Below are 25,152 nucleotides of genomic sequence, written 5' to 3'. Positions count from 1 at the left end.
ATGTTGATCGATCGATGAAAAATTGAGCAGCCGCGCCATTACCGCTGGCGCAAGTCCCGGTGGTGCTCTAATTCGATCGTTCTTCTTGCTTTACCTATTTTGTCCACTGCCGCTGCAGAGCCAGGATTCTTCATGCTGACTGCGACCAAAGATCTCGTGCTTCCGCAGGGCGACAATTCGTGGGCCACGCATTTTCGTGCGAGCCTTTATCTGGGTGTGCCCTTCATCGGCGCGCAGCTCGCGCAGCTGGCGATCAATACCACGGACGTGCTCATGGTCGGTCAGTTGGGGGCGACCCAGCTTGCATCGATCATCCTTGCGACCCAGGTCTTTTTCACGATCTTCATCTTCGGCAGCGGGTTTGCCAATGCAGTGGTCCCGATGGTCGCTCAGGCGCAGGGGCGGGGCGACCATATCTCCGTCCGGCGTTCGGTGCGGATGGGCATGTGGGTGGTGCTGCTTTACGGCGTACTGACGGCGCCGATCCTCTGGATGGCCGAGCCGATCCTCCTCTTTGCCGGACAGGAACCCGAAGTCGCGGCTTGCCGGGGAATATCTCCATATAGCCCAGTGGGCGATCTTCCCGAGCCTTCTGTTCATGGTGCTCAGAGCATTCCTGAGCGGCCTCGAACGGGCGGGGGTGATCCTCTATGTAACGCTCGTGACCCTGGTTCTGAATGCCGCGCTTTGTTACGTTCTCATTTTCGGCCATTTCGGCTTTCCGGAACTGGGGATCTTCGGCGCGGCCGTTGCCGCCCTTGGCGTAGCGCTGCTCGGCGCGGCCCTGACGATCGGCTATATCCGCCGGCAACCGGAACTTCACCGCTATGAGCTTTTCGTCCGCTTCTGGCGACCGGACTGGCCGGCCTTTGGCGAGGTGATCTATCTCGGCATTCCGATCTCGATTACAATTCTCGCCGAAGTGAGCCTCTTTACCGTCGCCTCGCTGCTGATGGGCACGATCGGCACCATAGAACTGGCAGCCCATGGCATAGCGCTCCAGTTCGCCTCCATCGCCTTCATGATCCCTCTTGGGCTGGCACAGGCCGGAACGGTGCGGATCGGCTTGGCCTATGGCAGCGGCGACATGGTCGGCGTGAAGCGTGCCGCGGTTGCGGTGCTAACGCTCGGCATCGGCTTTGCTGCCGTCGGCAGCACGATTTTCGCGCTGTTTCCGCATGATCTCGCGTCGCTCTATCTCGATACGAGGCGACCGGATGCTGCCGAAGTTCTCGCCTTTGCCGGACCGCTGATCGTCATTGCCGGCGCCTTCCAGCTCGTAGATGGCCTTCAGGCGATCGCCGCTGGTATGCTGCGCGGGTTGAAGGACACAACAGTGCCGATGATCCTGGCGATGATCGCCTATTGGCCGATAGGCTTCTTCTGCGCCTGGATCTTTGCTTTCCCGCTGAATTTCGGCGGTGTCGGCGTGTGGTTCGGCTTCGTCCTTGGCCTTGCATCGGCGGCGCTCTTGCTCAACTGGCGCTTCTTTCGACTGCTTCGATCGGTCAGCAGGGTGCCGGCTGCGTCTTAGATCATGATGTTTTCAGGTCGGATCGGCCGTGTGAGAAGCGTTTGGCGGTTCATGATCGCTTGAGGCAGACCTCTGCTCGAGGCAGTCGCAATGCTGCATCATTGAAGAAAAAGAAAGCCGGACGGGCAGGGGAGACCGTCCGGCTTACAGAGCGATCACATCAGGGGAAGAAATGGGATCGCTTATTTTGAAACTTCCGGCGAGAAGTTTCCTGGAGGCATTGGTTCAGCGTGGCAAACGATGATGATTCGACTGGTTGCGCCTGCGGCGCGCGGCCACCGGCAACAGAACGGTTGCACGGTCACGGGTCTCATCTCGCAACGCATTGATCGTTGCAGCGACCATCGCGATGAACATCGCCATCGAAAACAGAGCAAGTCCCATGGCCGTCTCCTTTCGCCGATTTAAACGGCGTATACTCGAAAAAGTTCCCGCTACTTGGTTCGACATTACCGCTTGCCGCGTAAAACCTTCTTGAACGTTGCGTTCATCTAGCATTCAGCCCTTTGCCGCCGCTGTTTCCCAAGGAACAAGAGCAGGATAGTACAACCCTTGCGGTTCGGCGCCGTCCATGACAAAAGGCTTCACCAAACGGAAACTGGCGCGATGACCACGGCTTTCTATCCCGGCTCCTTCGATCCGATCACCAACGGGCATCTCGATGTACTCGTACAGGCATTGAACGTCGCAGCGAAGGTCATCGTCGCGATAGGAGCCCATCCCGGCAAGGCGCCGCTTTTCTCCTTCGATGAAAGGGCGGACCTCATTCGTGCGGCCCTCGTGGAAACGCTACCGGAGAGGGCAGTGGACATTTCCGTCGTATCCTTCGACAATCTGGTGGTCGATGCTGCGCGAAAGCATGGCGCAAGGCTGCTCGTTCGAGGGCTTCGTGACGGAACCGACCTTGACTACGAAATGCAGATGGCGGGCATGAACCGGCAGATGGCTCCCGACATTCAGACCCTCTTTCTGCCGGCGGGTACTGCCTCCCGGCCCATTACGGCCACATTGGTTCGGCAGATCGCGGCCATGGGCGGTGACGTCAGCGCTTTCGTCCCCGGCGCGGTTCATCAGGCGCTTCAGGCCAAGCGCAAGTAAGCTTACATCACGCAAGGAGTTCCAATGAAGATCCTCCAATTCGCTGTTGCCGGAGCCTTGGCGCTCGCCACCTTCACGGGAGGCGCCTTCTTTGCGGGAGGTGCCGTGGCGCAGTCTGGCGAAAACATTCTCACCGTTCAGCTCAAGGACGGCCCCGTCGTCATCGAGCTGCGTCCGGATATCGCTCCGAAGCACGTGCAGCAGATCAAGGAACTGGCCGCCGCCGGCGAATATGACAATGTCGCGTTTCATCGCGTCATCAAGGGCTTCATGGCCCAGACCGGCGACGTCGAGTTCGGCGACATGAAGGACGGTTACCAGGCTGATCGCGCCGGGACCGGTGGTTCGTCCAAGCCCGACCTCCCGGCCGAGTTCTCCGACGTTCCTTTTGAGCGCGGTACGGTCGGAATGGCCCGAGCGCAGGACCCGAACAGCGCGAATTCCCAATTCTTCATCATGCTCGCACCCGGCGACTTCCTCAATGGCCAGTACACGGTCGTCGGCAAGGTGGTGGAAGGCATGGAGAATGTCGACAAGATCAAGCTCGGCGACGACGCCAATAATGGTGCGGTTGCCGATCCAGACCGCATAGTCAGCGTTAAGGTCGGCAGTTAGATCGAAAACAGAAGGAGTAGAATCATGGCCGAGATCAAGGATCCGGAAAACACGATCATAATGGAAACCACGAAGGGCAGGGTGGTGATCGAGCTGCTGCCGGACGTGGCTCCGGGCCATGTCGCCCGAATCAAGGAGCTGACACGCGAAGGCGCCTATGACGGTGTGGTCTTCCACCGCGTAATCGACGACTTCATGGCGCAGACCGGTGACGTGCAATACGGCAAGACCGGTGGCGAGCAGTTCAATCCGGCGCGCGCCGGCATGGGCGGTTCCTCCAAGCCGGACCTGAAGGCCGAATTCTCCGACGTTTCTCATGTACGCGGGACATGCTCGATGGCTCGCAGCCAGATGCCGAATTCGGCCAATTCCCAGTTCTTCATCTGCTTCACCGACTCTCCCTGGCTCAACAAGCAGTATTCCGTCTGGGGTCAGGTCGTCGAAGGAATGGAGAATATCGACGCCATCAAGCGCGGCGAACCGGTCCGCGATCCGGACTCCATCGTCTCGATGCGGGTTGCCGCCGACGCCTGATTTGCGCTAATGCACTGACACGCCCGCCCCAGTCGCGCGAGCCGCCGGGGCGGGTTTGCTTTTGGCTGATATTCTAGATGCGCGTAGACCTGTTTGATTTCGACCTGCCGGAGGATTCCGTAGCGCTGAGGCCCGCAAGCCCGCGCGATAGCGCCCGCATGCTCGTCGTTCGTCCCGGTGGCGAACCGGTTCTCGAGGATCGTGGCGTCCTCGATCTGCCGTCGTTCCTGCGGCAAGGCGATGCGCTGGTCTTCAATGACACCAAGGTCATACCGGCGCAGCTCGAAGGCGTTCGCTACCGGGGTGAGCATATCAGCACGCCCGTGTCGCTGACGTTGCATATGCGTGTTGCGCCTGATCGCTGGAAAGCTTTCGCGCGTCCGGCCCGCCGGCTGAAACCCGGAGACCGGGTCAGCTTCGGGCATGGCGGCAATGCCTGCCTGCTCGGCTCGCTGGACGCCATGGTCGAAGAGAAAGGCGATGCCGGCGAGGTGACGCTTCGCTTCGATCTCTCGGGTCCTTCGCTTGATGAAGCGATCATGTCCGTCGGGCACATCCCTCTGCCGCCTTACATTGCGTCCAAGCGTGCCGACGATGCGCGGGACCGGACCGATTACCAGACTGTCTATGCGCGCGAGGAAGGCGCGGTGGCGGCGCCGACTGCGGGGCTGCATTTCACCGATCGCCTGTTCGCCATGCTCGACGAGGCAGGCATTGAGCGGCATTTCGTCACGCTACACGTCGGGGCCGGTACATTCCTGCCGGTCAAGGCGGACGATACCGACGATCATGTGATGCATGAGGAAATCGGCCATGTCGATGCAGTAACCGCGGCGAAGCTCAATGCAGTGCGGGAACGCGGGGGCCGTGTCGTCTGTGTCGGCACGACATCGCTTCGGCTGGTCGAGAGCGCAGCCGCCGAAGACGGCACTATACATGCCTGGTCGGGCGCAACCGGCATTTTCATCACCCCGGGCTACCGCTTCCGCGCGGCCCACATGCTGATGACCAATTTTCACCTGCCGAAATCGACCCTGTTCATGCTGGTCTCGGCCTTCGCGGGGCTCGAAACAATGCGCGACGCTTATGCCCATGCGATCGCAACGGGGTACCGTTTCTATTCCTATGGCGATTCGAGCCTGCTCTTCCGGAAAGACTAAATGACCGAAGCGTTTCAATTCAAACTGCTTTCAAGTGACGGCAATGCACGCCGCGGCGAGGTCTTGACGCCTCGCGGGACGATCCGCACGCCAGCCTTCATGCCGGTCGGCACCGTCGGCACCGTCAAGGCGATGTATCTCGACCAGGTCCGCGAGCTGGGTGCGGATATCATTCTGGGCAATACTTATCACCTGATGCTGCGCCCGGGGGCCGAGCGCGTCGCCCGGCTCGGCGGTCTGCACAAGTTCATCCGCTGGGATAGACCGATCCTGACCGACAGCGGCGGATTCCAGGTCATGTCGTTGTCGAGCTTGCGCAAGCTCAACGAACAGGGCGTGACCTTCAAGAGCCATGTCGACGGCGCGCTCTATCATATGTCGCCGGAACGCTCGATCGAAATACAAGGCTTGCTCGGCAGCGATATTCAGATGCAGCTCGACGAATGCGTCGCGCTGCCGGCAGAACCCGGCGAAATCGAGCGCGCCATGGAGATGTCGCTGCGCTGGGCCGAGCGCTGCAAGGTCGCCTTCGGCGACCAGCCGGGCAAGGCGATGTTTGGCATCGTTCAGGGCGGCGATATCCCCAAGCTGCGTGAACGCTCGGCGTCGGCGCTCAACGAGCTCGACCTCAAGGGCTATGCGGTAGGCGGCCTCGCCGTCGGTGAGCCGCAAGAGGTGATGCTCGATATGCTCGACGTGACTTGCCCTGTCCTGCCGGCCGACAAACCACGCTACCTTATGGGCGTCGGCACCCCGGACGATATCCTGAAGTCGGTCGCCCATGGTGTGGATATGTTCGACTGCGTCATGCCGACCCGCTCCGGCCGTCACGGCCTCGCCTTCACTCGCTACGGCCGTATCAACCTGCGTAATGCCCGACACGCGGAGGATGCGCGCCCACTCGACGAACAGTCCTCCTGTCCGGCGGCGCGCGACTATTCGCGCGCTTACCTGCACCACCTGATTCGTTCAAACGAATCGCTTGGCGGGATGCTGCTAAGCTGGAACAATCTGGCCTATTATCAGGAGCTGATGGCCGGTATCCGCAAGGCGATCGAGGAAGGGCGCTATTCCGATTTCATGGCGGAGACCATCGAAGGCTGGCAGCGCGGCGATCTCGCCCCCGTGTAATCATGTAAAATCAAGGTCGTATGGAGATTACTTAATCTTCATACATAGCCCGTCGCAACGCGCGCCTGAAAGGCAACTGCTTTACGCCCGGGGTTCTGGATGCCCCGCTATCCGCTTTGCGTTGAGATGTCGCGAGAGCTGCCGCGAGCGCCGCAGCATGCCGTGTAGCTCCTACCCGAACCGCAGGGGCAAGGATCCTTGCTCCTGCGCTGCAGCCGGCCGATCAGGGGGAGCATGATTGCCGAGGGCACCAGCGTAGCCAACAGAATCGTCAGCTTGGCCGAGAGGCCGGGTATCACCAGACGGCGGCCTGCTTTGAAACCGCGCCAGGCCCTTTCAGCGACATAGCCCGGCTCGAGCTTGGGCAAGATCTTGAACAGTGCGACGCGATTGGCGCCGGAGGTCGACAGAAACTCCGTTGCGACCGGACCGGGAGCCACGCATGTGACGGTCACACCGGTGCGGCGCAGTTCCTGGTGCAGCGCTTCTGAAAACGAGCGAACGAAACCCTTGCTGGCGTAGTAGAGCGCCATGTAAGGGCCGGGCGTAAAGCTTGCGACCGAGCCGAGGTTGATGACGCCGCCGCGCCGGCGCGCGACCATTCCCGGGAGGAGGCGCAAGGTGAGCTCTGTCAGGGCGCGAATGTTGAGATCGACGAGACCGAGCTGCTCTTCGAGCGGCAGGACCGCCGCGCCTCCGCGCAGGCCAAAACCGGCGCTGTTGACGAGCACGTCGCAGAACAGGCCGTTTGCGGACAGGAAGTCGTCGACACCGCCGGCCGCATTTTCAGCCAGCAGATCCAGCGAGAGTGTATACGCCTCGCCTCCGGCCTTTCGGATATCGTCAGCGGCGGTGGCGAGCGTCTCGGCCGAACGCGCCACCAATACGACCGGCGCGCCATCCCTGGCGGCCACGTCGGCAATGGCCTTGCCGATTCCGCGCGACGCACCGATGACGACGACAGCGGGGCGATCTTGACCAGGCGCCGTCATCGCGCCGTTCCGGACGCCGCTGCAGCGGTGATCTCACGTCCGCCTTCGAATGCTTCCAACTCTGTGGTGACTTCCCCGTTCAGTATCCGTTCGAACCTCTCAAGGGCACGCGCGACATTCGCGCCGTCCATGACTCTGTGGTCATAGTGGATCCGCACGGTCACCCCGCCGTCCACGTCGATCGGGCCGTAATTGAGAAGGGAGGTCAAAGGCGTCAGGGGATTAAGTGATTCGGCCCCCAGGCCCGAATAGACCGAGAGCTGAAAGGTGCCGAATCGGCGCGCTCTTTGCCGACCGATATTCAAGCCGAGCCACATGAGAAGCCATCTGATCGGGCCGGGGAGGCGGGCGATCTTCAAGGCGCGGCGGAACTCCTTGACCTCTAGCACCGGACTGGTTCGCGCGGCCTGCATCAACGCCCCCAGTTCGGCGATCGAACGCCGCTCGGGGTTTTTGATCGTCGTCAGCAGGACGACCCGCTCGCCCTCGTATTCCCGTTCATGCGCAATTGATGCCACACTTCCCGGATACTCATAGAGCTGCGGTTTGGGAAATTTGACGTAGGCCCGCCGCAATTCAGGAGTCTCCTGAGCGAGAAGGGCGTATCCCTTGAGGAAGAGCGCTGTCCAGGACGGCCTCGTCTCAAGCGATGCTCGGGCCTTGAGCAGCGGTCCGAGTTGCATCCGCCGCTGCACGCTCACCCGCGGCACCTTCATCGAAAACCGCATCAGATCCCCGACGAGGCGCCGAGACGCTGAAAGCTTGAGGGCTCGGCCGCGCATCATGCCACCTCTAGTAAATATACGGAATGATTCGTTTGGTCGTTCCCATGTAGTCCCGATACTCGGCGCCAAACATCTCCAGCATCATGCGTTCCTCCTTGTCCACTCTTAGAAGGAAGAGGACTGCGAAACCGGCCAATCCGGCGAGCCCCGCTACCCAGTTCGGCAACAGGAAAGCCTGGCCCATGCCCATCAGCAGGAACGAAGTATACATGGGATGGCGGACCAGAGCATAAGGACCGCGGCGAATCAGCTCGTGCTTGTCGCGGATCTCAAGTGTGATCGACCAGTTTCGACCCAATTCCTTATGGGTTCTGCGAAAAAACCACAGGGCCAGGCAGAAAACCGCAGCGCCGAGCACGATAGCCCAGATGCGGGCAGGGCGGTCGGCTCCCTCCGGAATGCCTGTGGCTACGTAAAAGGCGGGAATGATCGCAAGGCCGAGCAGCGCCGCCGACAGCCCCAGCATCTCGGAGGTCGAACGGCGGTGGCTGACGACACGCACGCGCTTCGCCCGGCGTTCGTAAGGGCGGCGAATGAAGTACCAGGCGACGATTCCAAGCACCCAGGCGATCTCGCCGGTGGAGGATAGCGACATATTCAGTTCCCAAGTCCTTGGATCACAGTGGCTTTAAGGCGGATCTTTCTAAGATCATGAACGTGATCTGGCGTCAACGATCGGCCGGGAACTCTCTTTACCGATGCTGCCCTGCGTGGTTCGGCTTGAACGGGAGCCCGCTTGGGATTGCGAGCGCTGCGCCGTCACCTCACCCGCCGTTCATCTCCCGAAGCCTCGTAATGAATTCCTGCGGCCTGAGCCAGATGCCGGGTGTCTTATAGCCCATGGATCGGGCGATTTCCGCGACGAAGGCATTGCAGTTGTAAAGCGACGCGTGCCAGACTTTCGACCGCGCTTTCAGTTCTTCGATGAAAGCCACGACTTCGTTGTATTCCGCCTGGCTCAGCATCACACGCCAGCTAGCCGAGCGGTACTCTTCCTCAAGATCGCCGTCGCTCGCGCCGGTTTCAGCCGGAACCGGCACGAAGTGACCGAGGACATAGGGCGTGGGGTCGAGCGTAGCCGGCGCAAGGCCGGCCACTGCCCGCTGTACCACCGCGCCGGCTTTGTTCGTGCGCCCATAAATGACGTAGGTATGCCCGTAGCTCAGCGCGTAGCGGGAGCGAAATTCGATGAAATATCCCTGGCTTCTCGCTTGCGATTCGAGTGTCGCCGGCCCATGAAGGCTGCTGGAAACATAGCGAGGTTCGGGATTTTTGTCCTGTGTCTGGCATGCTGCCGCCGCCAGCGCGACCAGGATCACAAGGAATATGCGGCCTCGTGCAAGCGTCATCACATCACTCAGATTATCTTCCGAGCTCTGACGATTCAGACCCCGGGCCGGTTCTCGCGAGTTCTTGGCTCAGTAGGCGCCAGTCTCACAGCCGGTCTAGCCCTGAATAACGTGCCGTGGGGAAGCACTTATCGAGCGTCCCCACGGCACAAAGTCAGTCTTACTTGTATACAGGTGCCGGCTCTACGGTTTCTACGGCAGCGGGCGGTGGGGCCTTACCCTTACCCTTGCCGATCGTATCACACGCGGTGAGGCCGGCGACAGAAAGCAACGCAATCATTACTACTAGAATTCGGCTCATCAAGAAGTCCTTTCCTCAATAGTCGGAATGGGTTATCGAAGGCAACACTTCAAGTAATAGTGGCGATTCGCGCCGGGGCCTAGTGCAGAAAGGACACAGTTGATAACCGCTTTATGGTTACTGGGTTATCAACTGTGTCGGAACACACGGCGCGTAGTCATTTATACCGAATTATTAGGGGAAACGCCATCAAACGATCAGTACCGCCGTGCCCACCGGGGTACGGCTGTAAAGATCGACGATATCCTCGTTCGTCAAACGGATGCAACCGCTCGATACGGCCTGGCCGATGCTCCAGGGCTCGTTCGTTCCGTGCAGCCGGAACATGGTGTCGTTTCCGCCGCGATAAAGATAGAGGGCGGCGGCTCCGAGCGGATTGTGAAGTCCACCGCTTACGCCGCCGGCATATTGCGCCAGATGCGGCTTGAGGCGAATCATATTCGCGGTCGGCGTCCAGGAAGGCCATTCTGCCTTGCGGCCGATCTTCGCCCTGCCTTTGAGCGTGCGGCCTTCCTCCCCTACGCCGATGCCGTAGCGAATCGCCGAGCCTCCTCCTTGAACGTAATAGAGATATCGTTCCGCCGTATTGACGACGATCGTTCCAGGGGCTTCGCCGCCAGGATAGGCGACTTGCTGCCTGCGGAATCGCGGATCTATACGGGTCCTGGCCGTTTGCGGCCTGTCGGCCGTTCGCAATGAGCCACAGCCAGAGGCCAAGAGGGCCAGGCTACCCAGCACGAGTACCCGGCGCGTGATGCGATCGTTCTCCATTGTCACCTGCTGAGTAATTTGTGAGTCCCTACGATTTCGTGTTTAACACCGGTGCGCGTGTCGGCCAAGCCTTACAACGGACACGACCGCAAGGATGAATCCTCTTGCGACCGGAACGGGCCTCTGCTCGACTGGTCCGTGGAAAAAAAGAGATAAGGAGCGGCACGATGAAGCTCGGCTTGGAAGAAAAGATCGCAATCGTGACCGGCGGAGGGTCCGGCATCGGCGCCGCAGTGTCAAGACAGCTTGGCGGTGAGGGCGCTGAAGTCATCGTTGCCGACCGCGACGCCGATGCGGCGCGCACCGTCGCAGCCGAGATTCGCTCGAATGGGGGGAAGGCTCGGGATTTCACCGTCGACGTTGCCGATTCGGCAGCGGTGGAGCAAATGGTCGCTTTCGCCGTGCGGGAATGCGGCGGCTTGCATCTGGCGGTCAACAATGCCGGCGTCGAGGGCCCACGCAGAGCGACCGCGGACTATCCGCTCGAGGATTGGCGCAGGCTGATCGAAGTCAATCTGAATGGGGTGTTCTACTGTATGAAATACGAGATCGCCGCCATGCTCGGAAAGGGAGGCGGGGCCATCGTCAACATGTCCTCGATTCTGGGCGCCGTCGCATTGCCAACCGCGTCCGCCTACACGGCAGCCAAGCATGGGGTCGTGGGGCTCACCAAGGCGGCCGGTATTGAGTATGCGAGAATGGGCATTCGCATCAATGCGGTCGGCCCGGGCTGGATCGAGACGCCGCTCCTGTCGGAGCACTCGGAACTTGCGAAAACGCGGCGCCTCGAAGCACTGCAGCCGCTCGGCCGGCGCGGAAAACCCGAGGAGGTCGCGTCACTCGTCTGTTTCCTGCTGTCGGAGCAGGCGAGTTTCATTACCGGCAGCTATCACCCGGTCGACGGAGCTTTCACGGCCCATTAGGGAAGGTTGATTCCAGGCGGAAAACCGTCCGCACTTTTCCCGCTCCGCTCTAAGGCTGCAGCGCATGCAGATGGAGGCTGCGATCAGCTCCGCCATCTGTCCGCCAGCAGCAATACTATCAGGACACAGCACAGCAGGCCGAGCGACAATGGCAGCCCCTGGTACCCAATCAGTTGCATTGCCAGTCCTGTCGCCGGTGAGCCCGCAATGCCGCCTATACCCCAAACGAAGGCGAAAGCCGCGTTCCCCGCGATAAGGGCCTGCCCGGTAAACCGTTCTCCGAGCTGGATGAGCGACATGGTGTAGATGCCGAACGAGACGCCGCCCCAGACGAGCACGAGTGGCCAGATGAGCCAGGAACCGAACATCAAGGGCAGCAGCAGGCATCCCGCCAGCGAAGCCATGGCGCAGAACAACATGGTCCGCGTCGACCCGAACTTTTCGGCCGCGTGGCCCAGCAATATCTGCAGCACGGCGTTGCCGGCTATAAAACAGGTTATAAGTGAGGCGATGCGCTCCTCGGCGCTGCCGAGAGCGGCGCCGTAGACCGCGAACAGGGAAAGCAGGATCTGCTCGAAGGCTGCTGCAGCGAACACCGCGAACAGAAGGAGCGGCGCCAGCGCGAAGAAGCCGCCGACCGATGTCGCCTGGCCTTCCTGCGGCATCTTCGGCAGCCGCGGCACGACCGCAAGCACGATAAGGCCGCAGAGAAGGAAGGCGACGATTCCCACCAGGAAGGGCGGCCAGCCTTCGGTGCCGGCCATGCCGAGGGAAAGCGGGCCGATGGCAAAGCCAGCCGAAACAATCGATGAATAGAGCCCCATGACACGGCCTCGGCGTGAGGCGGGCGTGATCGTGATCAGCCATGTCTCGCTGATCACGTAGAGCGGATTGGCAAAAAAGCCGAGCAGGAAGCGTAGCGGCATCCAGGCCCAGACCTCCTGCGTCCACGCAATCGCGACCAGGGTGGACGCGGCCAGGGCCGAACACAGGGTCGCGAACCGGGCCGCGCCCACGCGCCCTGCCAGTGCCGGAATGAAGGGCGCGGAGATGATGAAACCCAGCGGAGTCATCGCCGCCGACAAGCCGATCAGGCCGGGGGTCGTGCCCTGCCGCTCCAGGATGAAGCTGAGGAGCGGATAGGTGAGACCCTGTGCCAATGCGAACACGGTAACCGTCGCGACAATGCCCGCCATCGCGGCCAAGGGGATTCGATCGTCTTGCGGGGATGTCGTGGTTTCGGCGGTCATTTCGCGGTCCACCTCACCATGAATCGCAGAATATCCAGGCTGCTATGCGGATGCGGCACTTTCGCCGTTCCGGTTTGGAAAGTATCATTCATGGTAACCTCCTTAATGGCTTGGGCCCGCGGGCCCGTCACCGGAAAGTGCATGAATTCTGCCGGACGCGAACGGCGTAGTAATTAAGCCGCGCCAAAAAATTTTCAAAAACATCCAAACGGATTATAGATGCGCCCTATGCCCCGCATGCGCTTTGCCTTCGGTCCCTTCGTGCTTGATCCGGGTGCTGGAACGCTCCTTCGGAACGACGATCATATTGCCGTCGGCTACCGCGGAGTGAAGCTGCTTGCAGCGCTCGTCGGACAGCCCGGAGAAATCCTGAGCAAGGCCGAGCTGATCGAGGCGGCATGGCCGGGCAGGGTTGTCGAGGAAGGCAACCTCACTGTCCAGATTGCCCTGCTGCGGAAGCTGCTTGGCCCTGCCGCCGACCGCGGTGAATGGATCGTCACGGTTCCGCGCGTCGGCTATCGCTTCGCGAAGTCCGTCGAACAGCTCGGCGGGGCGAAGCGAGAAGCCCTGCCGCTGCCCGAGAAACCGTCGATAGCCGTGCTGCCCTTCGTCAATTTGAGCAAGGACCCTGATCAGGAGTCCTTCGCGGATGGTTTGACCGCGGACCTCATCACCGACTTGTCCAGGACTCCGGGCCTGTTCGTCATCGCACGCAACTCGGTCTTCGCCTACAAGGCAAAGACGATGGAAGTTCGCGAAATCGCACGGGATTTGGGCGTCCGTTACCTGCTGCAAGGCAGCGCAAGGCGCGCCGCGGGCCGCGCACGCATCAACGCCCAGCTGGTCGACGCGATGAGTGGGGAGCATCTATGGGCCGAGCGCTACGACCGCAGCCTGGATGATATCTTTTCTGTACAGGACGAGGTCACCGGCAAGATCGTGAAAGCACTGCTTGGCCGGCTGCGCGCGCCAACGCCGCGCAACCGGCCAAAAAATGTCGAGGCTTACGATCTTTGCGTCAGAGCACGCAAGCTGATGGATGATTCGCCTCAGACGGCGCGGGAGGCGCATCTGATGCTGACGCGCGCGGTTTCGCTCGATCCGGAATATGCCGAGGCCTATCGCTGGCTTGCCATAAACCACTGGATGGGATTGGTACATTCCGGCGGACCGACCGTGTCTTCGCGTGGCATCGCTTTGGAACTGGCGCGCAAGGCCGTTGCAATCGACCCCGGCGATGCCGGCTGTCGCTGGGTCCTGGCTTACCTTCTTGCCTATGACCAAAGGTTTACCGAAGCGGACGCGGAATTCGCCAAAGCGGTCGAACTCGACCCGAACGAGGCAGACGCCTGGGCGGCTCTATCCGACATCACCGTTCTGGCGGGTCAGGTCGAGGAAGGCCTCGATCACATCCGCAGGGCGTTCCGGCTGAACCCTTTTCCGGCGAGTTGGTACTATCTGACGCTCGGTCAGGCACAATACGCGGCCGGCGAATACGAGGCCGCTGTCGAGACGCTGCGCAGGGACGAGACTTATCGTACAAGTTCACGCCGTTTCCTGGCGGCAAGCCTTGCTCAACTCGGCCGGCTCGACGAAGCGCGGGCCGAGGTCGAGCTATTCCTCGTCGGCAATCCGCATTTCACAATCCGCCACTGGGCTGCGACGGAGCCATTCCGCGATGCGGCAACACTCGAGCATTTCGTCCTCGGCTATCGCGGGGCCGGTTTGCCAGAGTGACGCGCCGGCGCGCGCTCCCACCGCTCCTTTCGGCGGCCTACTCCTCGAAACGACTCGTGTCGGTTCGATCGCCTTCATATAGTTTCGAGAGCGGAAACGGCGGCAACCAGGACTCGCGACGCGCAGTCCAGAGTTCGTAGGTCGGTCTCAACTGATCTGGGGCGTCAAGGGATCCGAGGTTCACTTCGATTTCATCGCCGGAGCGCCCGAAAACGGGCGAACCGCAGCGGGGACAGAAAAACCGATTGGCATAGCCGCGTGTTTCGCCGTCGATCGTCACCGCATCCTGAGGGAATATCGCGGAAGCGTGAAAAAGGGCGCCATGATGCTTGCGGCAGTCGAGACAGTGGCAAATGCCGACCCGGTACGGGGGGCCTATCGCCACGATCCGGACTTTCCCGCACAGGCAACCGCCCGTGTATCGGTCCATGCTGCGTCTCCTAGAGGGTCATGACATGTTGGTCGGATCGACCTAATTCGTGAATGTCGTCGGTTTAGAGCGGGATAAGCTCGCTCTAAGCTGTTGGATTTTTACACCGAAGGACACGGTCAGTGCAATTGCGTCACGAGGACTGGAATGAGTCGAGAACGCGCCTAAGGTACGATCATTGACTCATCATACCAGTTCGGTTACTCGAATGAGCAAGACGGCTGGAGGAGGTCCAAATGACATCGAGTGCGATGGATGGGGTGGCATGACCGAAATTGCCGCAAATCAGGTACGTGCTCCTGAGCGAATTCTTACAGCCGGCCCGCTTTCCGCAGAATTGGTGGCGGGCAACTTGCGAACGATCCGATGGCACGGTCACGAAGCGATCCGCGCCATCGCATATCTCGTGCGTGACGAGAACTGGGGCAATTATCCACTGCGGATCTCCGGACTGGATGTCGATGAGCAAGGCGACAGTTTCGTCGTATCCTACCAAGCGGAAGCGGTCTCCACGGCGGGTGCGCGGCTGGCGATCAGCGTCCGGATAGCCGGCAGTTCCGGAGGCAAGCTCGTCTTTGAAGCCGATGCCGTAGCGGATGCCGACTTCGGAACGAATCGCTGTGGTTTTACGATTCTGCACCCGATCGTCGGCGTTGCCGGACAGCCAGCGACGGTGGAACATACGGACGGCACGGTCCGCGAGTCGCGTTTCCCCGATTTGATCGAACCGTCACAGCCTTTTCTGGATATGCGTGCGATCACGCATGCCATCGCTCCCGGCGCCAGCGTCGAGTGCCGCATGGAAGGCGACACATTCGAGATGGAGGACCAGCGGAACTGGACCGATGCGTCCTACAAGACCTATGTCCGGCCGCTTGCGCTCCCTTGGCCCTATGTAGTGCCGGCGGGTGCCGCCAACAGGCAGGCCATTACCCTGACCTTTTCCGGGCGGCCGGCGGCCGTGATCTGTGCCGCGGAACGCAGCGCGCCGGTTCGCCTGTCGCTTGGACCGGAGGCTGGCCGGGTCCCGGCTTTCGGTCTCGGCATCCGTCCCGAGGACCTTCCGTCGACATTCGCGTCCCTGGACGCCTTACGCGAAATCGCCCCCCAGCATCTTGTGCTGAATTTCAACCCGCTTGCGGGTCATGATTCGACGGCGCTGGAGGCCTATGCGAAGCTATTGTCCGTCTATCGCGCCGCGGCCACACTGGAATTGGTGCTGCCATGCAGGCAGGCGCCGGATGCTGAGATGCGCGAGGCGGCTGCCGCGGTTGAAAGGGCCGGCCTGGTCCTTTCTGCGATTGCCGTCAGTCCGGCGCCGGATCTCAAATCGACGCCGCCCGGCAGTGCCTGGCCGGAATGCCCGCCACTGGACGAGGTTTACGCGGCGGCGCGAAAGGCCTTCCCAGGTCTGCCGCTCGGTGGTGGCATGTTCAGCTATTTCACCGAATTGAACCGCAAGCGTCCCCCGGTCCATTTGCTGGATTTCATCACCCACACGACCTCGCCCCTCGTGCACGCCGCGGACGATCGCAGTGTCATGGAAACACTCGAGGCTCTGCCTTTCGTCACCCGCTCCGTTCGCGATTTTGCGGAACGGCTGCCCTATCGTATCGGCCCGTCCTCGATCGGCATGCGCAGCAACCCCTACGGGGCTGCGCTGAATCCCAATTCGAACGGGGAACGGATGACCATGACGGCCCACGATCCCCGCCAGACGACGGCTTTCGCCGCTGCCTGGATGGTCGGCTATGCGGCGGCCGTCGCTAGTGCGGGTCTCGACGTCCTAACGCTCGGTTCGCTGGCGGGACCGTTCGGCGTCGTCGGTGAGGGAATTCGCTATCCGGCGTTCAGGGCGGCATGCCGCCTGTCCCGGTTTGCCGGAACGCGGGCTCGTCTGGTCGAAAGTTCCGACCCGGTTCGGGTCCTGGCGCTTTGCGGCGGAAACACCGTTCTGGTTGCGAATATTTCGCCGGAACGCCTCGAAGTCGTGCTTGACGGGGCAAGTGCCGACGAAGCGCTCCCGGTTGTCATCGAAGCATATGGGATTTACGAGTTCGACGTGAAGGCGCGCGGATGAGCAAGCCTCTGCTGACCTATTATGGCGACGACCTCACTGGTTCCACGGACGTGATGGAGGCGCTCGCCACGCGCGGCTGCCCGACCGTGCTTTTCACCGACATTCCAGGTGAAGAATTAGCGGCGCGCTTCTCCGACCGGCAGGCGATTGGGATCGCAGGAACCAGCCGCAGCGAAACGCCCGAATGGATGGACAGGAACCTGCCGCCTGTCTTCGAGTGGATGAAGCAGTCAGGGTCCGTCCTTTGCCATTACAAGGTTTGCTCGACGTTCGATTCCAGTCCCAAAGCCGGAAGCATCGGCCGCGCTCTCGATATCGGCGCGGCGGTCTTCGATCAGGCTTCGACCCTTCTGGTCGTCGGCGCGCCGGAGTTGAAGCGCTATACGGCCTTCGGACATCTGTTTGCGCATTTCGGGCCGGACATCTTCCGGATCGACCGGCATCCCGTCATGGCCCGCCATCCGGTGACGCCGGCGGACGAGGCTGACCTGCGGCAGCACCTGATGCGCCAGACGAGGAAAACGGTAGGACTCGTCGATTTCGTGCAGTTGAAGAGCCAAACCGCAATCGAAGAGCTGAAAGCCGTTGCAGTGCGGAATCCCGTGGCGCTCGTAGATGTGCTGGACGAAGAGAGCAAGGTCCGGGCCGGACAACTCATCTGGGCCTCGCGCGACGTTTCGCCGTTCATCGTCGGCTCCTCGGGAGTGGAATATGCGCTCGTGGCGGAAGCGGCCGGAACGCCGCTTGCGGGAGTGCCCCGCAATATTTCTCCGCCGGGAAGCCGTGGACCGATCGCGGTTGTTTCAGGCAGTTGCTCGCCTACCACCGAACGGCAGATCCGCCATGCGATGCAAAACGGCTTCGAAGGCATTCACGTCGACCCCCGCAGCCTGGTTGAAGACCAGGAATCGACCGTCGCGAATGCGCTGGTGACCGCGGGTGATGTGCTCGCCAGCGGGAAAAGCCCGCTGTTCTACACGGCGATCGGCCAGGCGGATTACGGCGGCGCGGCGGAAAGCGGCCATGCCATCGGCTCAGGGCTCGGTCGAATCCTTGCCGAGATTGTCGGGCGCCATGGCTTGCGCCGCGCGGTGGTTGCCGGCGGCGATACCTCCAGTCACGCGATTCGGCGGCTGGCAATCCAGGCGCTGGAGCTGCTGGTTCCGCTGCCTGGCTGTCCCGGATCACCGCTTTGTACGGCTTCCACGGAGGCCGGCACCAGGACACTCGAAATCGCGTTCAAGGGCGGTCAGGTAGGCACGGATGCCTATTTCACGATCGTTCGAGACATCTGACCGCACCGCAAGCAGTCAAGGCGCGTATACAAATAGCTCACGCGTTCGTGGATGCGCACGTGCGATATCCGACGGAACCGCCTCCGGCGGAATGCCGTCAAATTTGTTACTCTCACAGACGGCTTTCCGATGCCAGACTGGCTCAAGACAGAAACAAGCCAGTAAACGAGCAGCGATTGGGACGCGCCAAATGAGGCGCGGCAGCGCGCGCAAACCGGAGGTGTCAAGCCATGGCAAGATCAATGCATATGCCACCCGTCATTCCGCCCCAGGCGTGGGAGGCCGCCCGCCAAGAACTGCTGCTAAAGGAAAAAGCGCTCACGCGTGCCCGAGATGCCTTGGCTGCCGAACGCCGTCGGATGCCATGGATGGCGGTGGAGAAAGAGTATACCTTTGAAGGCCCCGCGGGGCCGGTCAGTCTTGTCGACCTGTTCGAAGGTCGTCGTCAGCTGATCGTCTACCGTGCCTTCTTCGAGCCGGGCGTGTTCGGCTGGCCGGACCACGCGTGCCGAGGTTGCTCGATGGTGGCCGACCAGGTGGCGCATGTTGCGCATCTGAACGCCCGGGACACTACCCTCGTCTTCGTCTCGCGTGCGCCGCAGTCGGAAATAGCACGGCTGAAGGCACAGATGGGCTGGAAGATGCCGTGGTTCACGCTTACAGACGGCTTCGATGCCGACTTCGGCGTGGATGAGTGGCATGGAACGAATGTGTTCTATCGCGACGGCGATCGCGTGTTCCGTACCTACTTCGTCAACAATCGCGGCGATGAGCAGATGGGAAGCACGTGGAATTACCTCGATATCACTCCGCTAGGGCGTCAGGAGGTATGGGAAGAGTCGCCGGAGGGCTACCCCCAGACGCCGGCCTACAAGTGGTGGAATTGGCACGACAGCTATGTGAAGGACGCCGAGCCGGACAAGAAGTGGGTCGAAGTGTCCGACGCGGGAGAGGCCGCCTTCCGGAATCAGGAGACAAACCCCAAGCCGTGAGTCGGGTTCCCTCCTCGAACTGAACGGGGGGAGACCCGCCCCTGGGGCAGGGCGGGTCCAGGGTCGATCGCTTAAAAGTCCATGCCGCCGCCGGCCGGAAGCGCCGGCGTCGATTCCTTCTTGGGCTTCTCGGCGATCATGGCTTCAGTCGTGACGAGAAGACCGGCCACCGACGCGGCATCCTGAAGCGCCGTGCGGACGACTTTAACCGGGTCGATCACGCCCATGGTGTAGAGGTCACCATATTCATTGGTCTGGGCGTTCCAGCCATAGGAGAACTCGACCTTCTCGCGCAGCTTGCCGACGATGATCGAGCCTTCCGCTCCGGCATTTTCGGCAATCTGGCGGACGGGAGCTTCAATCGCGCGGCGCACGATCTCGATTCCCACGCGCTGATCGTCGTTGGCGGTCTTGAGACCGTCAAGAGCATTGACGGCCCGCAGGAGCGCGATGCCGCCGCCGGGCAGGATGCCTTCCTCGACTGCCGCGCGGGTCGCATGCAGGGCGTCGTCCACGCGGTCCTTCTTCTCCTTCACCTCGACTTCAGTCGAGCCGCCCACTCGGATGACTGCAACGCCGCCAGCGAGCTTGGCAAGACGTTCTTGCAGCTTCTCGCGGTCATAGTCCGAGGTGGTTTCTTCGATCTGCGCGCGGATTTGTGCGGTCCGCCCCTCGATCTCGGTTTTCGAACCTGCGCCATCGATGATGGTCGTGTTCTCCTTCTCGATGGAGACCTTCTTGGCCCGGCCGAGCATTTCGAGCGTGACGTTTTCCAGCATGATGCCAAGGTCTTCCGAAACCACGGTTCCGCCGGTCAGGATGGCAATGTCTTCCAACATGGCCTTGCGGCGGTCGCCGAAGCCGGGAGCCTTGACGGCAGCAACCTTGAGGCCGCCACGCAGCTTGTTGACGACGAGGGTGGCGAGCGCCTCTCCTTCGACGTCCTCGGCGATGATGAGCAGCGGCTTGCCGGATTGGACCACGGCTTCAAGCACCGGCAGTATCGACTGCAGATTGGAAAGCTTCTTCTCGTGGATGAGGATATAGGGATCCTCCAGCTCCACCCGCATCTTGTCCTGATTGGTGACGAAGTAAGGCGAGAGATAGCCGCGGTCGAACTGCATGCCCTCGACGACCTCGAGCTCCGTATCGGACGTCTTGGCTTCCTCAACCGTGATCACCCCTTCATTGCCGACTTTCTCCATCGCCTCGGCGAGATAACGCCCGATCTCGGTATCGCCATTGGCGGAAATGGTGCCAACCTGGGCAATCTCGGAATTCTGGGAGATTTTCCGGGCGTTGCTCTTCAATTCTTTCACGACCGCATCGACTGCGAGATCGATGCCGCGCTTCAGGTCCATCGGGTTCATGCCTGAGGCAATGGCCTTGGCGCCTTCCCGAACGATCGCCTGAGCGAGTACCGTGGCGGTCGTCGTTCCGTCTCCCGCCAGATCGTTGGTCTTGGATGCAACTTCGCGCAGCATTTGCGCGCCCATATTCTCGAACTTGTCCTCAAGTTCGATTTCCTTGGCGACGGACACGCCGTCCTTAGTGATCCGCGGCGCACCGAAGGATTTGTCGATGACGACGTTGCGGCCCTTCGGGCCAAGGGTTACCTTTACGGCATTGGCAAGTACATCGACACCTCGCAGCATGCGCTCGCGCGCGTCGGCTTGAAATTTGACTTCTTTCGCAGCCATTTCTTCACTCCTCAACAGGCAGCTTTTTGACTGTGTATCGCATCATCAGGCGGCGATCTGCTCGGCAGGCTGCGCCTCGATGATACCCATGACATCGCTTTCCTTCATGATCAGCAGGTCCTCGCCGTGGATCTTGATCTCCGTGCCGGACCATTTGCCGAACAGAATGCGATCACCAGCCTTGACATCGAGCGGCTGGACCTGGCCCTGCTCGTTGCGCGCTCCAGGACCCACAGCGATGACTTCGCCCTCCTGGGGTTTCTCCTTGGCAGTGTCGGGAATGATGATGCCGCCTTTGGTCTTTTCTTCGGACTCGACGCGTCGGACGAGAATACGATCATGAAGCGGTCGGAACGCCATGTTTTCCTCCGTGGACAAACATTGATGATCTAGCTCCCCGACCCGGACCGGATGACCAATCCAGGCGGGTGCGAAGCCTCGCTTGAGCACTTCGCGCGGGATGATCTGGTTGGGCCGGAAACTGATTTCAAGAGGTCCTCGAAAAAAAATAGCAGCGCTTCTGTCTGGCTGCTAACAGGCTGGAAAGGAACAAGAAATTCGCATTGGCGTTAGGGTAGGCCGGAGCCGACATGACCAGCGGCGATCGGCAGACCACATGACGGAGATCTAGCATGCGATTTTCATCGGATTTCGAGCGTCAGCTCAACGGCTATGGCCTGACAACGGCGCACATTCTTTACCGCATTCCCGACTTCGAATCCGTCCTGCAGACCTATGTATGGCAGGACTACGACGTCGCCCCGGAATTCCCCCAGATGCGCAGATTTCTCGACTTCTGGCAGGCCAATCTGGACGGGCCGCTCCACTCTGTGCGCTTCACCCACAAGAGCCTGATCGGCCCGAGCGAGTGGCGGCAGCTCGATGGCGAATTCCACGTCCACTGACCTTGAAAGACAGATTATGGCTTCTTAGCTGCTACCGGCAGCCGAGGCTTGGAACGCTCGGCTCGTCACAATGTCTGGTTTAGAGTGGGTGACCAAATGGAAGCAGAAAGAAAGTCGATCCGGAACCTCAGCGTCGAAGAACGCGAGGAGATTTTCGCCAACGTCGCCAAGGTGCTTGAAGGCACGGCTCGCGAAGCCTTTGCCGGTGGCGACGGCCGCTATGCAGCACTGTCGAGCAATATGGCGGAGGCAATTCTCGTCCATGCCGACGAATTGGCGCGCGATCAACTGGATGCGGCCGAGCGCGTCCTGGAACAGGCAGCCGCAATGATTTCGCAATTCAGGGCCGTGAACCCGTACCCGATGGTGAGCACGGCCGTGCATTAGAGCGAGATGCGTTCCCGCCCGCGTCTGGTCCAAAGTGCAACGATGGGCACAGAGGGTAGGGGACCTGCTTGCGCGCTGACTTAAGGCCCCCGGTTCTACGCCGAGCGAAGATTATATAGTCTTGCAACATCTTCCCGCATGAATGGAACCTGATCTCTATCGACCTGTTCCTGAAAGTTTCGCGCATATTGATGGCCGGAATAGACCGCGGCGGCGATCAGGCCGGGCGCGAGACAGTCGCCGAGGCGGGTCACGGTTTTGACGCCGGCGTCAGCCCACTCTTCTTCGCGTGCCTTGAGCTCCAGCCACAGAGTTTCGTAGGGCAGGCGGGCAGTGACCGGGACGAGGGTGGCGCAATCGACCGGACGGGTCCTGCCGCTGTAGACGCACGACAGTTCCAGCTGATCTTTCGTGCGTCCGGCAAGAGCCATGGCCGTGACGATCTCGACCCCGAGTTCGATGAGGCGCTTTTGAACACGTTCCTGTTCCAGCGTGTTTTTGCTCCAGGGGGAGACCTGGGATTCCGGCGTGATGAAGGTGACCATGCGGCCGGCCTTGGCGAGCAGTTCGGCGAGCACGCTGCCCATATAAAAGCAATCGTCGTCGAAGACGATGACAGGTCCACCGGCCGGCACCGCCTGCGGCCCATCGGAAAGGATGGTGTCGGGAGAGACGAGGGTGCCTTGCGAGAGAAACTCGAGTGGTACTCTGTGTGTCCGGCCGACGCCGTCGATGCGCCAGCGCGCGCCAGTCGCGATCGCTACATGGGGAATACCATATTGCAGCACATCGGAGGCGGAGAGGCGGCTGTGCAGGTAAAGTCCGGCGTTGACGCGGGTGCTGAGTTGGCCGATACGCCAGTCGCGCACGCGGCCCCAGGTCGAAAGGCCGGGCAAGCGACACTCGCGCGCAACGCGACCGCCCCATTCGCCGCTGCCTTCCGCCAGCACGACATCGACGCCGCGCTGGGCAAGCGCCCGTGCCGCTTCGAGACCTGCCGGACCGCCACCGATGATGAGGGCAGGTTCGGGAGCGACGGAGATTGCGATGGTTTCCGGATGCCAGCTCTTACGCCATTCCTCGCCGATCGTCGGGTTCTGTGTGCAGCGCATCGGCACATTCGTGTTGTCGCCGGAGGTGCAGATGTTGCAGCCGATGCATTCGCGGATGTCATCGATGCGGCCTTCCTCGATCTTCTTCGGCAGGTAGGGATCGGCAATCGACGGGCGCGCGGCGCCGATGAAGTCGACGATGCCCTGCTTGACAACCCGAACCATACTGTCCGGTGATGTATAGCGGCCGACGCCGACCACCGGCTTGGTCGTGACGGATTTGACGAAGCGTATATACGGCTCCTGGTAGCCTTCCTCGGAGAAGCGGGCCGTCTGGCTGTCGTTCGACCAGCCGGACAGGTTGACGTCCCAGAGATCGGGGAACTCTGCGAGCGCCGAGATGATGTCTTTTCCTTCCCCTTCACAGGTGATGCCGGAGGGACCCATGAGCTCGTCGACGGCAAGGCGCACGGCAAGCGCGCAGCTGTCGCCGATCGCCTCGCGCACGTCATCCAGAATCTCCCGGAACAGACGGAGCCGGTTTTCGAAGGAGCCGCCATATTCGTCGCTGCGGTCGTTGTGGCGGCGGGAGAGGAAGTGCTGCAACACGCTCATGTCGTGGCCGGCATAGAGATAGACGATGTCGAATCCGGCCCTTTTTGCGCGTAATGCGGCACTGCGATACCAGCCGCGCATGTCGGCGATGTCGGTCTTGTCCATTGCGCGCGCCTGGACCGGGTCGAGGCTGTCGCTAATTGCATGTGAGGGCGCCAGTGGGATCATCCGGCTGAAGCGGTTGGCGACGTGCAGGCCGTTATGCACGAGCTGTATGGCGGCAAGACTCCCATGGGCGTGGATGCGCTCCGTAACGGCGTTGAGCGCCGGCAGGTCGCCGTCGTCCCAGAGTCGAGCTTCGTTGGCCGGTGTCAGGTCCGATGTCGGATGAATCTCCGCTTCCTGGGTGGAGACGACGGCCCAACCGCCTTCCGCCTTCATGCCGCGCAGATGGGCTTCCGCATTGGGGTAGCGGTAGCCCATGCCGGAACAGTGGGGCACCTGATAGAAACGGTTGCGTGCCGTGACGGGGCCAATCTTGACGGGCTCGAAGAGAATATCGAAGCGGGGATCTCGGGACATGTCCTGCCATCCTGAAAGGAGTTGCGGACCGCAGCATGGGCGCGGCCGTGGGGTGGCCGCCAAAATATCGTGAACCTTCCGCGACGCAAGTGTATTGTTATACGGTCGTATAATATCAGACGCGCGCTTGACGATCACTCGGATCAAGCACCCGAGCTGGGATAAAATCGTCGTCCCGCCCTTGGAATGGGCAATGAAATCAGCTCGTTGGCGATCTACGCTCTATCGTGAGCTGAAGCGCAATACCTTTCATGCTGCCGAGTTTTCCTGAATACAGCGGCGATTACGTTCGAGAAGCTGATGAGCGCGTCGGCGATCGAGAAGGGTGAATTGCAAATAGCAAAGCGACATCCAAAAATCTCCAAGGCGAAGCCTTTGTTTTTATTGGAATGTCGCACTTCATCCTTGAACCCACCCGGCTACATGGAGTGTGGCGGCCATGTTGAACTGTCCGCCGTTGGGCAAAGTTGAAATGTCACTTTGGGTGCCTCACCAACCATTTAGAAATGCGACACGCGACATCCCCACTGGCACTGAGCCAAGCCCCCGACCGGACCGGCTGGGCCGGGTTGCAAGGGAAGGGAGGGGGCGGGTGAAGGGCACCCCTTCGGCTTTAGCTTTGACAGTTGCAGCAGCCAGTCATTCCGCCGCATCGAGCTCAGAGAGCGCTTGTCGCCGTCGGGCAATGACCGCTGGATCGTTGGTGAAATCCGTCCGCTTGCCCGGCTTGCGGCCACGCGGTCGGTAGCCGATCTTCTCGCTGTTGGTCTTCACCTTCGGCGCCGGCCGCTCGTCCTGGCGCGCCTTGATGTAGGCCAGGACATCACCGAGCCGCTTGTTCTCGGTGATCGCCGCATGCGTCACCCGCTGGTCCTTGTCGAATACCCGGTAGGGCAGGCAATGGCCTTTCCACCGCACATCGAGCCGGCCGTCGGCATAGGCGTAGGTCTCGACATAGCGACCGACCAGCCCGCGCGTCACCTCGGTCTCCTCA

24 protein-coding genes and 2 pseudogenes are annotated in these 25,152 nt (G+C 61.1%); 13 read left to right on the top strand and 13 right to left on the bottom strand.

Going from position 1 to position 25,152, the window contains the following annotated elements; translation table 11 throughout:
* Nucleotides 1-132: 132 nt before the first annotated feature.
* Nucleotides 133-1,534: pseudogene (locus FB009_RS15480) on the top strand (MATE family efflux transporter).
* Nucleotides 1,535-1,759: 225 nt separating this feature from the next.
* On the opposite strand, the gene FB009_RS32725 reads toward FB009_RS15480, so the two are convergent.
* On the bottom strand, nt 1,760-1,918 hold the full coding sequence (locus FB009_RS32725; protein ID WP_018208578.1) for a hypothetical protein: 159 nt from the start codon (nt 1,916-1,918) through the stop codon (nt 1,760-1,762).
* 222 nt (nt 1,919-2,140) lie between these two features.
* On the opposite strand from FB009_RS32725, the gene coaD reads away from it, so the two are divergent.
* The 5 genes from coaD (at nt 2,141) to tgt (ending at nt 6,072) form a co-directional block, all read left to right on the top strand.
* Nucleotides 2,141-2,632: a pantetheine-phosphate adenylyltransferase gene (gene coaD / locus FB009_RS15475; RefSeq protein ID WP_024311835.1), complete on the top strand. Its 492-nt coding sequence runs from the start codon at nt 2,141-2,143 to the stop codon at nt 2,630-2,632.
* A 24-nt stretch (nt 2,633-2,656) separates the two neighbouring features.
* Nucleotides 2,657-3,247, top strand: a complete 591-nt coding sequence (locus FB009_RS15470) for a peptidylprolyl isomerase (protein WP_011975426.1) — start codon at nt 2,657-2,659, stop codon at nt 3,245-3,247.
* Between the two features lie 24 nt (nt 3,248-3,271).
* On the top strand, nt 3,272-3,781 hold the full coding sequence (locus FB009_RS15465) for a peptidylprolyl isomerase (RefSeq protein ID WP_011975427.1): 510 nt from the start codon (nt 3,272-3,274) through the stop codon (nt 3,779-3,781).
* 77 nt (nt 3,782-3,858) lie between these two features.
* Entirely contained in the window at nt 3,859-4,941 is a 1,083-nt protein-coding gene (gene queA, locus FB009_RS15460) for a tRNA preQ1(34) S-adenosylmethionine ribosyltransferase-isomerase QueA (protein ID WP_011975428.1), read from the top strand.
* Complete coding sequence (gene tgt / locus FB009_RS15455; RefSeq protein ID WP_011975429.1) at nt 4,942-6,072, top strand: tRNA guanosine(34) transglycosylase Tgt; 1,131 nt, start codon at nt 4,942-4,944, stop codon at nt 6,070-6,072.
* 107 nt (nt 6,073-6,179) lie between these two features.
* Here the strand turns inward: tgt and FB009_RS15450 are convergent, their stop codons facing one another.
* The 6 genes from FB009_RS15450 to FB009_RS15425 all read right to left on the bottom strand — a co-directional run bounded on the left by FB009_RS15450 (nt 6,180) and on the right by FB009_RS15425 (nt 10,270).
* Nucleotides 6,180-7,064 (bottom strand): SDR family NAD(P)-dependent oxidoreductase, encoded by an 885-nt coding sequence (locus FB009_RS15450; RefSeq protein ID WP_011975430.1) that lies wholly within the window; start codon nt 7,062-7,064, stop codon nt 6,180-6,182.
* Complete coding sequence (locus FB009_RS15445) at nt 7,061-7,846, bottom strand: hypothetical protein (RefSeq protein ID WP_011975431.1); 786 nt, start codon at nt 7,844-7,846, stop codon at nt 7,061-7,063. Before FB009_RS15445 ends, FB009_RS15450 begins: the two co-directional genes overlap by 4 nt.
* Before the next feature lie 10 nt (nt 7,847-7,856).
* Nucleotides 7,857-8,444 carry a protein-S-isoprenylcysteine O-methyltransferase gene (locus tag FB009_RS15440; protein WP_011975432.1) on the bottom strand — a complete coding sequence of 196 codons (588 nt, stop codon included), beginning with the start codon at nt 8,442-8,444 and terminating at the stop codon, nt 7,857-7,859.
* A 169-nt stretch (nt 8,445-8,613) separates the two neighbouring features.
* A complete protein-coding gene (locus tag FB009_RS15435; RefSeq protein WP_011975433.1) occupies nt 8,614-9,198 on the bottom strand; it encodes a hypothetical protein in 585 nt (194 codons plus the stop codon).
* Between the two features lie 160 nt (nt 9,199-9,358).
* Nucleotides 9,359-9,499, bottom strand: a complete 141-nt coding sequence (locus FB009_RS33155; protein ID WP_018010877.1) for a hypothetical protein — start codon at nt 9,497-9,499, stop codon at nt 9,359-9,361.
* Between the two features lie 189 nt (nt 9,500-9,688).
* Entirely contained in the window at nt 9,689-10,270 is a 582-nt protein-coding gene (locus FB009_RS15425; protein WP_011975434.1) for a L,D-transpeptidase, read from the bottom strand.
* 167 nt (nt 10,271-10,437) lie between these two features.
* Between FB009_RS15425 and FB009_RS15420 the strand changes: the two genes are divergently transcribed.
* A complete protein-coding gene (locus FB009_RS15420; RefSeq protein WP_011975435.1) occupies nt 10,438-11,193 on the top strand; it encodes an SDR family NAD(P)-dependent oxidoreductase in 756 nt (251 codons plus the stop codon).
* A gap of 83 nt (nt 11,194-11,276) precedes the next feature.
* Here FB009_RS15420 and FB009_RS15415 read toward each other — a convergent pair whose 3' ends face one another.
* Nucleotides 11,277-12,443: an MFS transporter gene (locus FB009_RS15415; RefSeq protein WP_011975436.1), complete on the bottom strand. Its 1,167-nt coding sequence runs from the start codon at nt 12,441-12,443 to the stop codon at nt 11,277-11,279.
* 228 nt (nt 12,444-12,671) lie between these two features.
* On the opposite strand from FB009_RS15415, the gene FB009_RS15410 reads away from it, so the two are divergent.
* Nucleotides 12,672-14,180: a winged helix-turn-helix domain-containing tetratricopeptide repeat protein gene (locus tag FB009_RS15410; protein WP_028054099.1), complete on the top strand. Its 1,509-nt coding sequence runs from the start codon at nt 12,672-12,674 to the stop codon at nt 14,178-14,180.
* A 37-nt stretch (nt 14,181-14,217) separates the two neighbouring features.
* Here the strand turns inward: FB009_RS15410 and FB009_RS15405 are convergent, their stop codons facing one another.
* On the bottom strand, nt 14,218-14,610 hold the full coding sequence (locus FB009_RS15405) for a GFA family protein (RefSeq protein WP_018010880.1): 393 nt from the start codon (nt 14,608-14,610) through the stop codon (nt 14,218-14,220).
* A gap of 265 nt (nt 14,611-14,875) precedes the next feature.
* On the opposite strand from FB009_RS15405, the gene apnL reads away from it, so the two are divergent.
* The 3 genes from apnL to FB009_RS15390 all read left to right on the top strand — a co-directional run bounded on the left by apnL (nt 14,876) and on the right by FB009_RS15390 (nt 18,977).
* Entirely contained in the window at nt 14,876-16,690 is a 1,815-nt protein-coding gene (apnL, locus tag FB009_RS15400; protein ID WP_011975439.1) for a D-apionate lactonase, read from the top strand.
* Complete coding sequence (locus FB009_RS15395; protein ID WP_011975440.1) at nt 16,687-17,985, top strand: four-carbon acid sugar kinase family protein; 1,299 nt, start codon at nt 16,687-16,689, stop codon at nt 17,983-17,985. The genes apnL and FB009_RS15395 overlap by 4 nt, the downstream gene beginning before the upstream one ends.
* A gap of 230 nt (nt 17,986-18,215) precedes the next feature.
* Nucleotides 18,216-18,977: a DUF899 domain-containing protein gene (locus tag FB009_RS15390; protein WP_011975441.1), complete on the top strand. Its 762-nt coding sequence runs from the start codon at nt 18,216-18,218 to the stop codon at nt 18,975-18,977.
* A gap of 71 nt (nt 18,978-19,048) precedes the next feature.
* On the opposite strand, the gene groL is transcribed toward FB009_RS15390, so the two are convergent.
* Together groL and groES are read right to left on the bottom strand one after the other, a co-directional pair.
* Nucleotides 19,049-20,677: a chaperonin GroEL gene (gene groL, locus FB009_RS15385; protein WP_011975442.1), complete on the bottom strand. Its 1,629-nt coding sequence runs from the start codon at nt 20,675-20,677 to the stop codon at nt 19,049-19,051.
* 45 nt (nt 20,678-20,722) lie between these two features.
* A complete protein-coding gene (groES, locus tag FB009_RS15380) occupies nt 20,723-21,037 on the bottom strand; it encodes a co-chaperone GroES (protein ID WP_011975443.1) in 315 nt (104 codons plus the stop codon).
* Nucleotides 21,038-21,309: 272 nt separating this feature from the next.
* On the opposite strand from groES, the gene FB009_RS15375 reads away from it, so the two are divergent.
* Nucleotides 21,310-21,582, top strand: a complete 273-nt coding sequence (locus tag FB009_RS15375) for an usg protein (protein WP_011975444.1) — start codon at nt 21,310-21,312, stop codon at nt 21,580-21,582.
* Nucleotides 21,583-21,678: 96 nt separating this feature from the next.
* Nucleotides 21,679-21,969: a hypothetical protein gene (locus tag FB009_RS15370; RefSeq protein WP_018208569.1), complete on the top strand. Its 291-nt coding sequence runs from the start codon at nt 21,679-21,681 to the stop codon at nt 21,967-21,969.
* A gap of 95 nt (nt 21,970-22,064) precedes the next feature.
* Here FB009_RS15370 and FB009_RS15365 read toward each other — a convergent pair whose 3' ends face one another.
* Both FB009_RS15365 and FB009_RS15360 read right to left on the bottom strand, forming a co-directional pair.
* Nucleotides 22,065-24,158, bottom strand: a complete 2,094-nt coding sequence (locus tag FB009_RS15365) for an oxidoreductase (RefSeq protein WP_011975446.1) — start codon at nt 24,156-24,158, stop codon at nt 22,065-22,067.
* Nucleotides 24,159-24,797: 639 nt separating this feature from the next.
* Nucleotides 24,798-25,152: pseudogene (locus tag FB009_RS15360) on the bottom strand (ISNCY family transposase); the annotation flags it as partial.

Origin of the sequence: Sinorhizobium medicae, assembly GCF_007827695.1 — a bacterium.
Taxonomy (GTDB): Bacteria; Pseudomonadota; Alphaproteobacteria; order Rhizobiales; family Rhizobiaceae; genus Sinorhizobium; species Sinorhizobium medicae.
Note: the sequence above shows the minus strand (reverse complement) of the source record. Positions and strands in the feature narration are given on the sequence as shown.

Excerpts from the sequence above, each read along its gene's own strand:
- FB009_RS32725 (WP_018208578.1), bottom strand. The coding sequence starts at position 1,918 with ATGGGACTTGCTCTGTTTTCGATGGCGATGTTCATCGCGATGGTCGCT.
- coaD (WP_024311835.1), top strand. The coding sequence starts at position 2,141 with ATGACCACGGCTTTCTATCCCGGCTCCTTCGATCCGATCACCAACGGG.
- FB009_RS15470 (WP_011975426.1), top strand. The coding sequence starts at position 2,657 with ATGAAGATCCTCCAATTCGCTGTTGCCGGAGCCTTGGCGCTCGCCACC.
- FB009_RS15465 (WP_011975427.1), top strand. The coding sequence starts at position 3,272 with ATGGCCGAGATCAAGGATCCGGAAAACACGATCATAATGGAAACCACG.
- queA (WP_011975428.1), top strand. The coding sequence starts at position 3,859 with ATGCGCGTAGACCTGTTTGATTTCGACCTGCCGGAGGATTCCGTAGCG.
- tgt (WP_011975429.1), top strand. The coding sequence starts at position 4,942 with ATGACCGAAGCGTTTCAATTCAAACTGCTTTCAAGTGACGGCAATGCA.
- FB009_RS15450 (WP_011975430.1), bottom strand. The coding sequence starts at position 7,064 with ATGACGGCGCCTGGTCAAGATCGCCCCGCTGTCGTCGTCATCGGTGCG.
- FB009_RS15445 (WP_011975431.1), bottom strand. The coding sequence starts at position 7,846 with ATGCGCGGCCGAGCCCTCAAGCTTTCAGCGTCTCGGCGCCTCGTCGGG.
- FB009_RS15440 (WP_011975432.1), bottom strand. The coding sequence starts at position 8,444 with ATGTCGCTATCCTCCACCGGCGAGATCGCCTGGGTGCTTGGAATCGTC.
- FB009_RS15435 (WP_011975433.1), bottom strand. The coding sequence starts at position 9,198 with ATGACGCTTGCACGAGGCCGCATATTCCTTGTGATCCTGGTCGCGCTG.
- FB009_RS33155 (WP_018010877.1), bottom strand. The coding sequence starts at position 9,499 with ATGAGCCGAATTCTAGTAGTAATGATTGCGTTGCTTTCTGTCGCCGGC.
- FB009_RS15425 (WP_011975434.1), bottom strand. The coding sequence starts at position 10,270 with ATGGAGAACGATCGCATCACGCGCCGGGTACTCGTGCTGGGTAGCCTG.
- FB009_RS15420 (WP_011975435.1), top strand. The coding sequence starts at position 10,438 with ATGAAGCTCGGCTTGGAAGAAAAGATCGCAATCGTGACCGGCGGAGGG.
- FB009_RS15415 (WP_011975436.1), bottom strand. The coding sequence starts at position 12,443 with ATGACCGCCGAAACCACGACATCCCCGCAAGACGATCGAATCCCCTTG.
- FB009_RS15410 (WP_028054099.1), top strand. The coding sequence starts at position 12,672 with ATGCCCCGCATGCGCTTTGCCTTCGGTCCCTTCGTGCTTGATCCGGGT.
- FB009_RS15405 (WP_018010880.1), bottom strand. The coding sequence starts at position 14,610 with ATGGACCGATACACGGGCGGTTGCCTGTGCGGGAAAGTCCGGATCGTG.
- apnL (WP_011975439.1), top strand. The coding sequence starts at position 14,876 with ATGACCGAAATTGCCGCAAATCAGGTACGTGCTCCTGAGCGAATTCTT.
- FB009_RS15395 (WP_011975440.1), top strand. The coding sequence starts at position 16,687 with ATGAGCAAGCCTCTGCTGACCTATTATGGCGACGACCTCACTGGTTCC.
- FB009_RS15390 (WP_011975441.1), top strand. The coding sequence starts at position 18,216 with ATGGCAAGATCAATGCATATGCCACCCGTCATTCCGCCCCAGGCGTGG.
- groL (WP_011975442.1), bottom strand. The coding sequence starts at position 20,677 with ATGGCTGCGAAAGAAGTCAAATTTCAAGCCGACGCGCGCGAGCGCATG.
- groES (WP_011975443.1), bottom strand. The coding sequence starts at position 21,037 with ATGGCGTTCCGACCGCTTCATGATCGTATTCTCGTCCGACGCGTCGAG.
- FB009_RS15375 (WP_011975444.1), top strand. The coding sequence starts at position 21,310 with ATGCGATTTTCATCGGATTTCGAGCGTCAGCTCAACGGCTATGGCCTG.
- FB009_RS15370 (WP_018208569.1), top strand. The coding sequence starts at position 21,679 with ATGGAAGCAGAAAGAAAGTCGATCCGGAACCTCAGCGTCGAAGAACGC.
- FB009_RS15365 (WP_011975446.1), bottom strand. The coding sequence starts at position 24,158 with ATGTCCCGAGATCCCCGCTTCGATATTCTCTTCGAGCCCGTCAAGATT.